At 63.3% G+C, this 12,231-nt stretch carries 8 protein-coding genes; 6 read left to right on the forward strand and 2 right to left on the reverse strand.

The features are described 5' to 3' along the window. Nucleotides 1–309: 309 nt before the first annotated feature. From ABI582_RS08535 to ABI582_RS08545, 3 genes are all read left to right on the forward strand, one after another. A complete protein-coding gene (locus ABI582_RS08535; protein ID WP_442118956.1) occupies nt 310–3,459 on the forward strand; it encodes a transglycosylase domain-containing protein in 3,150 nt (1,049 codons plus the stop codon). A gap of 89 nt (nt 3,460–3,548) precedes the next feature. Continuing rightward, nucleotides 3,549–4,094 (forward strand): PadR family transcriptional regulator, encoded by a 546-nt coding sequence (locus ABI582_RS08540; RefSeq protein ID WP_338745031.1) that lies wholly within the window; start codon nt 3,549–3,551, stop codon nt 4,092–4,094. After that, entirely contained in the window at nt 4,087–4,848 is a 762-nt protein-coding gene (locus ABI582_RS08545; protein ID WP_442118957.1) for a siderophore-interacting protein, read from the forward strand. Before ABI582_RS08540 ends, ABI582_RS08545 begins: the two co-directional genes overlap by 8 nt. 118 nt (nt 4,849–4,966) lie before the next feature. Here ABI582_RS08545 and ABI582_RS08550 read toward each other — a convergent pair whose 3' ends face one another. Next, the gene (locus ABI582_RS08550; RefSeq protein WP_442118958.1) at nt 4,967–5,602 is read right to left on the reverse strand and encodes a Pr6Pr family membrane protein; all 636 of its coding nucleotides are present in this window, start codon (nt 5,600–5,602) and stop codon (nt 4,967–4,969) included. 1 nt (nt 5,603) lies between these two features. Further along, nucleotides 5,604–5,825 carry a VF530 family DNA-binding protein gene (locus ABI582_RS08555; RefSeq protein ID WP_016498188.1) on the reverse strand — a complete coding sequence of 74 codons (222 nt, stop codon included), beginning with the start codon at nt 5,823–5,825 and terminating at the stop codon, nt 5,604–5,606. A gap of 164 nt (nt 5,826–5,989) precedes the next feature. Here ABI582_RS08555 and ABI582_RS08560 point away from each other — a divergent pair, with 164 nt between their 5' ends. The 3 genes from ABI582_RS08560 to ABI582_RS08570 all read left to right on the forward strand — a co-directional run bounded on the left by ABI582_RS08560 (nt 5,990) and on the right by ABI582_RS08570 (nt 12,169). Beyond that, complete coding sequence (locus tag ABI582_RS08560) at nt 5,990–8,038, forward strand: TonB-dependent receptor (protein WP_442118959.1); 2,049 nt, start codon at nt 5,990–5,992, stop codon at nt 8,036–8,038. A 354-nt stretch (nt 8,039–8,392) separates the two neighbouring features. After that, nucleotides 8,393–9,727, forward strand: coding sequence for a carbohydrate porin (locus tag ABI582_RS08565; protein ID WP_442118960.1), 1,335 nt, complete (start codon nt 8,393–8,395; stop codon nt 9,725–9,727). Nucleotides 9,728–9,757: 30 nt separating this feature from the next. Then, on the forward strand, nt 9,758–12,169 hold the full coding sequence (locus tag ABI582_RS08570) for a glucose/quinate/shikimate family membrane-bound PQQ-dependent dehydrogenase (protein ID WP_442118961.1): 2,412 nt from the start codon (nt 9,758–9,760) through the stop codon (nt 12,167–12,169). Nucleotides 12,170–12,231 lie beyond the last annotated feature (62 nt).

Raw genomic sequence — 12,231 nt, forward strand, 5'->3', positions numbered from 1 at the left:
CTGGCCTCGTGGGCCGGCCCGTGTGCCGGGGTAGAGCGCCCGGCAGGGCGAAGGGGCCGAGCAGTATAGGAACACCGTTGCAGGGATTTTCGCTGTATATACAGGAATAATCAGCAAGTTTTCTGGCGGGCGCAGCGGCCCTGAAAGCTGCCCCCGGCACCATAGCAACATCTCCGTATCAAGAAACCCACACCAAAGCCGCATAGCCCTACCCCGCTTTTCTCCACCTCCTACAAAATTTTCACCTCACCCGCTCAACGTCTAAGCTTCAGACAAGCAAGACGAAAACACCTGGCCGGATTGAAGACTATGGGCGCACTGTGGCAATCGGAACCAAGCAGAACGGAAGCACCCGAGATACCTCCGGCCGAGACGCCACAACCGAAGTCCCCCCGTCAGCGTCGGCTATGGTGGCGGCTGATCATCCTCATCCTGCTGGTGGCGCTGGTGGCCATCGGTTTCGCGGCGTATGACGAATTCCGCACCTCCGAACTGCAATCGCGCGAGTTCAGCAAACTGGCCGGCACCCTGACCTACTCGCTGGAGCCCGGCCCTAGTGATGCAATCATCTACCCCGGTGACGGGCCGTTTGACAGGCGCCTGGGCTACAGCGCACTGGGCGAATTTCTGCCACGCCTGCTCAAGCGCGACTACCTGATCACTGAGCAGGTAAAGTTCTCACCGGCGCTGATGAACTACGTCGAACATGGGCTGTTCGCACCCTATATCGAGAAGATTCAGGCTGGCCTGTCGATCACCGACTGCCGCGGCGATACGTTGTACCAGTACAACTACCCGCAGCACTTGTACCCGGACTTTGCCGCGATCCCCCCGGTGATGGTCAACAGCCTGCTGTTCATCGAGAACCGCGACCTGCTCGATACCCAGGACCCGCGCAACAACCCGGCCGTGGACTGGCCACGCTTCGCCAAGGCCGCCTACAGCCAGGTGGCCAAGTACCTGGCCTTGCCCGGCCAGTCCGCGGGCGGCAGTACCTTGGCCACGCAGCTGGAAAAGTACCGCCACTCACCGGACGGCCTGACCGTGTCGGGTGCCGAGAAAATCCGCCAGATGATTTCTGCCAGCGTGCGTGCCTACCAGGGCGGCCCGGATACCACCGAGGCACGCCAGCGCATCGTGCGCGACTACCTCAACAGTGTGCCGCTGTCGGCCGTGCCCGGGCACGGCGAAGTGCATGGCATGGCCGAAGGCCTGCGAGTGTGGTACGGCGCCGACTTCGACCAGGTCAACCAGGCTCTGACTTCCACCGCCACCGACGCCGAAAGCATGGCTGCACGCGGCCTTGCCCTGCGCCAGGTGCTGTCGCTGATGATTGCCCAGCGCCGCCCGTCCCACTACTTGTCCAAGGGCCGAGTGGAGTTGGCCGAACTCACCGATTCGCACATCCGCGTGCTTGCCGCCAACAAGGTGATCGAGCAGCCACTGGCCGATGCCGCGCTGGCCAGCAAGGCGGTCTACCGTGACTGGGTAGCGCAGCCGACCATCGTGCCGATCGTCACCAACAAGGGCATCAGCCTGGCGCGCAACCGCCTTGCAGCCATGCTCAACCGCCCGCTGTACGACCTCGACCGCCTCGATGTGTCGGCCACCAGTACCCTGCAGGCCGACCTGCAGCTGCAGGTCAGCCAGTACCTGAAAAACCTTGCCGACCCGGAGTTTGCCGCGCAGATGGGGCTGATCGGCGAACGCCTGCTCACCACCAAGACCACCGACCAGGTCAGCTACAGCTTCACCCTGTTCGAGCGCACCGCCGACGGCTCGCGGGTACGGGTACAGACCGACAGCACCAACCAGCCCTTCGACATCAACGAAGGCAGCAAGCTGGAGCTGGGCTCCACCGCCAAGTTGCGGGTGCTGACCACCTACCTGGAGATCATTGCCGAACTGCACGACAAATACGCCGGCAAGCCCGCTGCCGAGCTGAAGAAGGTCGATGTCGCCGAACTGGACCGCATCACCCAGTGGTCGCTGGAATGGCTGGCGCAGAACAGCAAGAACCAGAGCCTGGACGCCATGCTCGACGCCGCGCTGGAGCGCAAATACTCCGCCAATACCGGTGAAGCCTTCTTCACAGGCGGCGGCATGCACGTGTTCAACAACTTCCGCAAGGAAGACAACAGCCGCAACCCGACGCTCAAGGATGCGCTGCGCGAATCGATCAACCTGCCGTTCATTCGCCTGATGCGCGACCTGGTGCGCTACGTGACCTACCAACAGCCGTACAACCGCGTGCCGCTGCTCAAGGACGACGCCGACCCTCGCCGCCAGGAATACCTGGCCCGCTTCGCCGACAAGGAAGGCACCAACTACCTGATGCGCTTCTGGAAGAAATACCAGCGCAAGACCTCGCAACAGCGCCTGGACACCTTCCTGGACAGCATGCGCGTGACCCCGCAGCGGCTGGCGGCGGTGCATCGCTACCTGTTCCCCGAAGCCGGGCAGGAAACCTTCAATGCCTTCGTACGTGCCCACCTCAAGGGCGACAAGATTACCTTGGGCAAGCTCACCGACGGCCGTCTGTCAGAGATGTACGATGCCTATGGCCCGGGTAAATACGACCTGCCCGACCAGGGCTACATTGCCAAGGTCCACCCGCTGGACCTTTGGCTGCTTGGCTACCTGCTGAAAAACCCAAGCTCGACCTTGACCGAAATGGTCAACGCCAGCCGTTTCGAGCGCCAAGAGGTGTACAGCTGGCTGTTCAAAAGCCGCCACCAGGGCGCCCGCGACAGCCGCATCCGCACCATGGTCGAGATCGAAGCCTTCCTCGACATTCACCAGCGCTGGAAACGCGTGGGCTATCCATTCGACCACCTGGTGCCCTCGCTGGCCACCGCCATCGGCAGCTCGGGCGACCGCCCTGCCGCCCTCTCCGAACTGGTCGGCATCATCCAGAACGACGGCATCCGCCTGCCCACCCTGCGCATCGACACCCTGCACTTTGCAGCCAACACCCCTTATGAAACCAAGTTGATCACCGACCCGGACCGGGGCGTGCGGATTCTGCCGGTGGAAGTGGCGCGCGCGCTTAAAGGCGCCATGTCGCAGGTGGTAGATGCAGGGACTGCGCGGCGTATTTCCGGCAGTTTCAAGCTGCAGGACGGCACGCCACTGGTGATGGGGGGCAAGACCGGTACCGGTGACAACCGCATCGAAAGCTTCGGCGCCGGCGGTCGGCTGATTGGCTCGCGCTCGCTTAACCGTACCGCCACCTTCGTATTCTTCCTGGGCGACAACCACTTCGGCACCCTCACCGCCTTCGTCCCGGGGCGCTCGGCAGAGGCATTCAAATTCACCTCGGCGCTGCCGGTGCAGGTGCTCAAGGGCATGGCCCCCATCCTCATGCCGTACCTGCAGCCGGGCAACCCGAATGAATGCAAAGCACCGCAGCTTGCCGTGCACACACCACCGTCGGCAGGGAACGTATCGAACGACTAGATGATAATCATCTGCATTAAAGGGCTTGTCTTTAGATATATCTTGAGTAATATCTTACGATATATCGCAAACGACGGAGCCCTGTCCCCATGCGCGAACACACCCCCCATGATCCCTTCGAGCGGCGCCCCGGCCGCGGCGAGCGCGGCCCACGCGTCTTCGCCCCCGGTGACCTCAAGTTGCTGATGCTGGACCTGCTGGCCGAGCAACCCGGCCACGGGTATGACCTGATCCGCCAGATCGAAAACCTGTTCGACGGCAGCTACAGCCCAAGCCCTGGGGTGATCTACCCCACGCTGAATTTTCTTGAAGAGGCCGAGCTGATCAGCGGCCAGGTGCAGGGCAGCAAACGCCTCTATGCCATCACCGATGCCGGGCGCAGCGCCCTGGCCGAGCAGGCTGTGGCCCTGGACGGCGTGCGCATGCGCATCGAAGTCAGCAAACGCGCCCTGCGCGGCCACGACCGCCCGCCAGAGATCCATGAAGCGGTCGGCAACCTGCGCCACGCACTGCACATGCACAGCGGCCGCTGGACACCCGAAGAGATCCAACGGGTCCGCGACTTGCTCAACCATACCGCCAAGGCCATCGCCTCCGGGCCGGCCGAACCTGTCGGGGAGACTTCCCATGAGTGACACCATCCACCGCGTCAACCACGAGATCCGCCAACGCCGTCTGCAGGTACTGCGGGTCACCGAGCTGACCCCACGCATGCGCCGCATCACCCTCGGCGGTGCCGAACTGCAAGGTTTCACCAGCGTCGGCAGCGACGACCATATCAAGCTGCTGTTCGCCGAAACGCCGGAGCAACAACAGGCCATCGAGGCCCGTAATATGGGCCGGGACGGTGGCGCACGGCCCACCATGCGCGAGTACACGCCACGACGCATCGACCTGGTGGCCAATGAACTAGACATCGACTTCGTGCTGCACGGTGACGGCCCTGCCTCCACCTGGGCCGCCCAGGCCACCCCGGGGCAAACCCTGGACATCGCCGGGCCACGGGCATCGATGGTGGTACCGGATATTTTCGACAGCTACCTGCTGATCGGTGACGAAACCGCCATTCCGGCGATTGGTCGCCGGCTGGACGAACTGCAGGCTGGCCGCCAGGTGCTGGCGGTGATCCAGATCGAAGACGAGCAGGAGCGCCAGCCGTTGCCGAGCAAGGCACAGGTCGAAGTCATCTGGGTGCGCCGCCAGCAAGAGGATTTGCTGGAACTGGTGAAAAACCTGACCTTGCCGCAAGGCCGGTTGTATGGCTGGGTGGCACTGGAAAAAGCCCTGACCCGCCAGGCCAAGACGCTATTGCTGGAAAAAGGGGTGCCTGAGGATGCGCTGAAGGCTGCGGCCTACTGGCGTGCCGACGGGACTGCGGACGACGAGTGATCTTGGTTGCCTATACCGGCCCTGTCCCGGCAAGCCAGCTCCCACAGCTACTCCACTGCCCTAAAGGTTTGTGAAGTACCTGTGGGAGCGGGTTTACCCGCGAAGAGGCCAGCACAGGCTAAGCAAATTTCCGCACCCCGCGCCACCGATCCAGCCCTAGCAGCACCAACCCGATCCCCCAGAACCCCGCCAGCACCCCCAAGGCATTGAGCATCACCTGCCCATACCCCAGGCTAGCCACATCGATGAACGGGTAGGCATACATGCCAATCTCGCTCCCCCGCCACAGCGCATAGGCGAAATACACCGCCGGGTACATGGCCCACACTGCCAGGTGCCATAGCCGCAGGCTGCCCTTGGGCACCTCGCACCACCAGTACAAGGCATACAGCAAAGGCATCACGTCGTGTAGCAACTCGTCCGCCAGCCACTGCCAACCCTGCGGTTGCCACAAGTGGCGCAGCAACACGCTGTAGGCCAGCGCCACCAGCACGATGCAGGCAGCCACCGCAGTACTCACCGACGGCGACAGGAAAAACCGCCTGGCTCGGCCTTCACGACCGAACGCTGCATAACTGAGCACCGTCGCCACCAAGGTGTTGGTCAGCACGGTGAAATAGCCGAACACATTGATCAGGCCGCCAATCAGGCTGGCCTGTTCCTGCCAGCGCGCCAGCAGCACCAGGTATACCTGCACGGTCAGGCCGAACCAGCCCAGCACGGCCATGCCGGTCAGCCAGGGGCGGCGCGGCATATCAGGCCTTGCGCTGCAGCTTCACGTACAGCTGCTCGACCTTTTCCCGCGCCCACGGCGTCTTGCGCAAAAAGGCCAGGCTCGACTTGATACTGGGGTTGCTCTTGAAGCAACGCACATCGATGCGCTCGGCCAGGCCCTGCCATTGGTAGTGCGCCACCAGCTCGGTGAGGATCTGTTCAAGGGTCTTGCCGTGCAGCGCGTTGTGTTGGGCCGTGCTCATGCTGTGCTCCGTAGGAAAGATGCGCACCTTACACGAGTGTAGTGGCGGGTGGGATGCGTCAAGGCCACAGAAAAAATGCTGGCCAGGGGCAAAACCTCTGTGCTGAAATAGTTATGTTATGTTGTAACATTACAAAAGCATCTGCCAAGGAACGCCCCATCCCCATGTTGTACACACCGCTTCGCCTCTCCCCCCTTGCCGTCGCGCTCTGGCTGGCTGCATCGCCCAGCCAGGCCGTGGAACTCGAACCTCAGGTAATTACCGCCAATCCGCTGGGCAATCGCCAGCTGGCCGCCCCCAGCACCGTGCTCGAAGGCGACAACCTGCTGCAGCAACAGCACGGTAGCCTCGGTGAAACCCTGAACAAGCAGCCCGGTGTCGCCTCGACCTGGTTCGGCCCTGGCGCCAGTCGCCCGGTAATCCGCGGCCTGGACGGCGACCGCATTCGCATCCTGCGCAATGGCGTCGGCGCGCTGGATGCCTCGTCGCTGTCCTATGACCACGCCGTGCCGCTGGACCCGGTCACCGTCGAGCGCGTCGAGATCGTCCGTGGCCCGGCCGCCCTGCTCTACGGCGGCAACGCCATCGGTGGCGTGGTCAACACCTTCGACAACCGCATCCCGGATGCACCGATCGAAGGCATCCACGGTGCCGGCGAGCTGCGCTACGGTGGCGCCGACACCACGCGCAGCAGCGCCGGCAAGCTGGAGGCGGGTAACGGTGCCTTCGCCCTGCACCTGGATGCCAACAGCCGTCAGTTCAACGACCTGCGCATCCCCGGCTACGCCCGCAGTTCCAAGGTGCGTGACGCCGATGAGCCCGGCGGCAAACACCGCCTGGAAAACAGCGACGGCCGCCAGGACGGCGGTGCAGTCGGTGGTGCCTATCACTGGGATCACGGGTACGCCGGCCTCTCGTACAGCGGCTACGACAGCAATTACGGCTCGGTGGCAGAGTCCGGTGTGCGCCTGGACATGAAACAGGACCACTACGCCTTCGCCTCCGAGCTGCGCGACCTGGACGGCCCGTTCAGCTCGGTCAAGGTCGATGCTGGCTACACAGATTACGAACACAGCGAGATCGAAGAAGGCGAGGTGCACACCACCTTCAAGAACAAAGGCTACGAAGCACGTATCGAAGCCCGCCATCAACCGCTCGGCCCGGTAGAGGGGGTGATCGGTGCCCAGGTCAGCCGCAACGAATTCTCTGCCCTGGGCGAGGAAGCCTTTGTCCCACACACCAACACCGACAGCCTGGCGCTGTTCATGCTGGAGCAATGGCAGGCCACAGAGCGGCTGAACCTGAGCCTGGGCGCACGCCTGGAACACACCCGGGTAGACCCCGACGCCAAAGGCAACGAAAACTTCGTCGATGCCGACAGCGCCAGCAGCTTCAACGCCTTCAGCCTGTCCTCTGGTGCGGTATACCAGCTGGACCCGATCTGGTCGCTGGCCGCCAACCTTGGCTACACCGAGCGCGCTCCGACTTTCTACGAGCTGTATGCCAATGGCGCGCACGTGGCCACCGGCGCCTTTGAAGTGGGTGACGCCAGCCTGAACAAGGAAAAGGCCATTTCCGCCGACCTGGCGCTGCGCTTCGACAATGGCACCCACAAAGGCAGTGTCGGGGTGTTCTACAGCCACTTTCGCAACTACATCGGGCTGATCGGCACCGGCAACCTGCGCGAGGGCGGGCATGACCACGACCATGGCGAGGATGACCACGACCACGATCATGACCACGAGGGCTTCCCGGAATACCAGTACCAGGGCGTGCGGGCGCGCTTTTACGGCATCGAGGCCCAGGACCGCTGGCAGCTGGTCGAGAACCGTTACGGCAGCTTCGCGCTGGAGTTGTCCGGTGACTACACCCGGGCCAAGAACCTCGACAGTGGCGAACCTTTGCCACGCATCGCCCCGCTGCGCTTGAACAGCGGCCTGGTGTGGGAACTGGACCGGTGGCAGGCGCGGGTAGATGTGCAACATGCGGCATCGCAGCACCGCAAACCGGCTAACGAAACCAGCACCGATGGCTATACCACGCTGGGGGCTAGCGTTGGTTACCGCTTCGACATTGGCCAGAGCCAGTGGCTGGCATTTGTGCGCGGCGAAAACCTCACCGACCAGACCGTGCGCTATGCCAGCTCGATCCTGCGCGATATCGCACCGGCGCCGGGGCGCAGTGTGGAAGTGGGGTTGCGTACCACCTTCTGATTGCAAATGAGCCTCTGTGGGAGCGGGCGTGCCCGCGAAGAATCCAGCGCGCTACATGGCACCGGCTCTGCCGGTGTTCGCGGGCACGCCAGCTCCCACAAGGATTTGGCAATCTTCAAGATTTGCACAAGACAGTGCCTACACTTCTATGCGCTCCCCTGCGCCGACATGGATTATTGCCGAATCAGCAACAATCAACTGCGACAATTTGTCTTTTTTTCTTACAACTTCCGCTATATCCTCCCGCCTTAAGCTGAATCGCTTCACTGAAACCACTTGTCGCCATATCCATTGAAGGGCCTGCCCTTCGATGCGCTTGCCGTTTTTTCAATAATCAAAAGATAGCGCTATCTCATGCTCCAACTGCCCAAAACCTGTTACATCGGCCTAGCCCTCAGCGCCTTGGCGACACCCGCCGCCGCCAGCGAAATGTTTGTCAGCGACTCCCCATGGATGCTCGGCGACTGGGGCGGCACCCGCAGCGAATTGCTGGAAAAAGGCTACGACTTCACCCTCGGCTACACCGGGGAGATGGGCAGCAACCTGCACGGTGGCTACGACCACGACCGTACCGCGCGCTACAGCGACCAGTTCACCTTTGGCAGCCACCTGGACCTGGACAAGATCCTTGGCTGGCAAGACGCCGAATTCCAGCTGACCATCACCGAGCGCCACGGCGACAACATCAGCAACGATCGCATCAACGACCCGCGCGTTGGCGGCTTCACCTCGGCCCAGGAAGTCTGGGGCCGTGGCGAAACCTGGCGGCTGACGCAGATGTGGATCAAGCAGAAATACTTTGATGGTGCGCTGGACGTGAAATTCGGCCGCTTCGGCGAAGGCGAGGACTTCAACAGCTTCCCTTGCGACTTCCAGAACCTGGCCTTCTGCGGCTCGCAGGTGGGCAACTGGGTGGGTGGCATCTGGTACAACTGGCCGGTCAGCCAGTGGGCCCTGCGCGTGCGCTATAACCTCAGCGACACGCTCTACACCCAGGTCGGCGTGTTCGAGCAGAACCCCTCCAACCTTGAATCTGGTAACGGTTTCAAGCTCAGCGGCAGCGGCACCCAGGGCGCGGTAATACCGGTCGAACTGGTATGGACCCCACGTATCCAAGGCCTGAAAGGGGAATATCGCGCCGGCTACTACTACAGTAATGCCAAGGCACAGGATGTTCTCAAGGACAGCAACGGCCAGCCGGCCGCCCTCAGCGGCGCCGCCTACCGCAGCAGTTCGAGCAAGCACGGCATGTGGCTCGGCGCCCAGCAGCAGGTAACCTCGCTGGCATCCGACCAGTCCCGTGGCCTGAGCCTGTTCGCCAACGCCACAGTGCATGACAAGAAGACCAATGCCATCGACAACTATGTGCAGGCAGGGCTGGTATACACAGGGCCTTTCGACGCCCGCGCCAAGGACGACATCGGTTTCGCCCTGGCCCGCGTGCACGTCAACCCTGCCTACCGCAAGAACGCCCGCCTGGCCAACCAGGCCGCCGGCCTCTACGACTACGACAACCCCGGTTTCCTGCCCGTGCAGGACACCGAGTACAGCGCCGAGCTGTACTACGGCATCCATTTGGCCGACTGGCTCACGGTACGCCCCAACCTGCAGTACATCCGCCACCCGGGCGGGGTGTCGCAGGTGGATGGCGCCCTGGTCGGCGGCCTGAAGATCCAGAGCAGTTTCTAACCCCCTTTTTGACCTGACGGAGAACCTACGATGAGCACTGAAGGTGCCAACCAAGGAAGCCGCTGGCTACCTCGCCTGATCGGCGCGCTGCTGTTGCTGATGGGCCTGGCCCTGCTGGCCGGCGGTATCAAGCTGAGCCAGCTGGGCGGATCGCTGTACTACCTGATCGCCGGTATCGGCTTTGCCCTTTCGGGCATCCTGCTGCTGGCCCAGCGCCGCATTGCCTTGGGCCTGTACGGCCTGGTGCTGCTGGGCAGTACCGTGTGGGCCCTGCTTGAAGTGGGCCTGGACTGGTGGCAACTGGTGCCACGCCTGGCCATCTGGTTTGCCATCGGCGTGGTGCTGCTGCTGCCGTGGGCACGTCGCCCGTTGATCGGCCCGGCCAGCAAGGCCAACACTGCACTGCTGGGCGTTGCCGTGGTTGCTTCGGGCGCATGTGCGCTGGGCAGCCAGTTCACCCACCCCGGCGAAGTGTTCGGCGAGCTGGGCCGCGAAAGCAGCGAAATGGCCAGCGCCGCCCCGGCCATGCCCGAAGGCGAATGGCAGGCCTATGGCCGCACCGAGCATGGCGACCGCTATTCGCCGCTGCGCCAGATCACCCCGCAGAATGCCTACCGCCTGGAAGAAGCCTGGCGCATTCGCACGGGTGACCTGCCGACCGAAAACGACCCGGTGGAGCTGACCAACCAGAACACCCCGCTGAAGGTCAACGGCATGCTCTACGCCTGTACCGCACACAGCCGCCTGCTGGCCCTGGACCCGGACACCGGCGCGGAAATCTGGCGCTACGACCCGCAGGTCAAGAGCCCGACCGGCACCTTCAAGGGCTTTGCCCACATGACTTGCCGCGGCGTTTCGTACTATGACGAAAACCGCTACGTCAGCCGCGACGGCAGCCCGGTACCGAAAATTACCGACGCTGGCCAGGCCGTGGCCCAGGCCTGCCCGCGCCGCCTGTACCTGCCTACCGCAGATGCTCGCCTGATCGCCATCAACGCCGACAACGGCAAGGTGTGCGAAGGCTTCGCCAACCAGGGCGTGATCGACCTCACCACCGGCATCGGCCCGTTCACTGCCGGCGGCTACTACTCCACCTCGCCTGCCGCTGTCACCCGTGACCTGGTGATCATCGGTGGCCATGTCACCGACAACGAGTCGACCAACGAGCCGTCGGGCGTGATCCGCGCCTACGACGTGCACGATGGCCACCTGGTGTGGAACTGGGACAGCAACAACCCGGACGACACCAAGCCATTGGCTGCCGGCAAGATGTACAGCCGCAACTCGGCCAACATGTGGTCGATTGCCAGCGTCGACGAAGACCTTGGCATGATCTACCTGCCGCTGGGCAACCAGACCCCGGACCAGTGGGGCGCCGACCGCACTCCCGGCGCCGAGAAGTACAGTGCCGGCGTGGTCGCCCTTGACCTGGCCACCGGCAAGGTCCGCTGGAACTACCAGTTCACCCACCACGACCTGTGGGACATGGACGTGGGCAGCCAGCCGACCCTGGTCCACCTGAAGACTGACGATGGCGTGAAACCTGCGGTCATCGTGCCAACCAAGCAAGGCAGCCTGTACGTGCTCGACCGTCGCGACGGTACGCCGATCGTGCCGATTCGCGAAATCCCCACCCCGCAAGGCGCGGTGAAGGGCGACCACACCTCGCCGACCCAGGCGCGCTCTGACCTCAATCTGCTCGGCCCTGAGCTGACCGAACAGGCCATGTGGGGCGCTACGCCGTTCGACCAGATGCTGTGCCGCATCCAGTTCCGCGAACTGCGTTACGAAGGCCAGTACACCCCGCCATCCGAGCAGGGTTCGCTGATCTACCCGGGTAACGTGGGCGTCTTCAACTGGGGCAGCGTGTCGGTCGACCCGGTGCGCCAACTGCTGTTCACCTCGCCCAACTACATGGCCTTCGTGTCGAAGATGGTGCCGCGCGAGCAGGTCGCCGAAGGCAGCAAGCGCGAAAGCGAGACCAGCGGCGTGCAGCCCAATACCGGTGCGCCGTACGCGGTCACCATGCATCCGTTCATGTCGCCGCTGGGCGTACCGTGCCAGGCCCCGGCATGGGGCTATGTCGCCGCCATCGACCTGTTCACCAACAAGGTGGTGTGGAAGCACAAGAACGGCACCACCCGCGACAGCACCCCGGTACCGATCGGCCTGCCAGTTGGCGTGCCGAGCATGGGCGGTTCGATCGTTACTGCAGGCGGCGTCGGCTTCCTCAGCGGCACCCTCGACCAGTACCTGCGCGCCTATGACGTGAACAACGGCAAGGAACTGTGGAGTGCCCGCCTGCCAGCGGGTGGCCAGGCCACGCCGATGACCTACACCGGCAAGGATGGCAAGCAGTATGTGCTGGTGACCGCCGGCGGCCATGGCTCGCTGGGCACCAAGATGGGCGATTACATCATCGCTTACAAATTGGCTGACTAAGCAGCACCGCTCTGACAGGTACCACCCTGTGGGAGCGGCCTTGTGTCGCGAAAGGGCTGCGC

The sequence above is a fragment of the Pseudomonas sp. SAS7 genome (genome assembly GCF_052112345.1).
Classification (GTDB): Bacteria; Pseudomonadota; Gammaproteobacteria; order Pseudomonadales; family Pseudomonadaceae; genus Aquipseudomonas; species Aquipseudomonas putida_Q.

Bases quoted from the DNA above. Each gene is read 5' to 3' on its own strand.
- ABI582_RS08555 (WP_016498188.1), bottom strand. From the start codon at position 5,825: ATGAGCACGGCCCAACACAACGCGCTGCACGGCAAGACCCTTGAACAG.
- ABI582_RS08565 (WP_442118960.1), top strand. From the start codon at position 8,393: ATGCTCCAACTGCCCAAAACCTGTTACATCGGCCTAGCCCTCAGCGCC.
- ABI582_RS08550 (WP_442118958.1), bottom strand. From the start codon at position 5,602: ATGCCGCGCCGCCCCTGGCTGACCGGCATGGCCGTGCTGGGCTGGTTC.
- ABI582_RS08545 (WP_442118957.1), top strand. From the start codon at position 4,087: ATGAGTGACACCATCCACCGCGTCAACCACGAGATCCGCCAACGCCGT.
- ABI582_RS08535 (WP_442118956.1), top strand. From the start codon at position 310: ATGGGCGCACTGTGGCAATCGGAACCAAGCAGAACGGAAGCACCCGAG.
- ABI582_RS08570 (WP_442118961.1), top strand. From the start codon at position 9,758: ATGAGCACTGAAGGTGCCAACCAAGGAAGCCGCTGGCTACCTCGCCTG.
- ABI582_RS08540 (WP_338745031.1), top strand. From the start codon at position 3,549: ATGCGCGAACACACCCCCCATGATCCCTTCGAGCGGCGCCCCGGCCGC.
- ABI582_RS08560 (WP_442118959.1), top strand. From the start codon at position 5,990: ATGTTGTACACACCGCTTCGCCTCTCCCCCCTTGCCGTCGCGCTCTGG.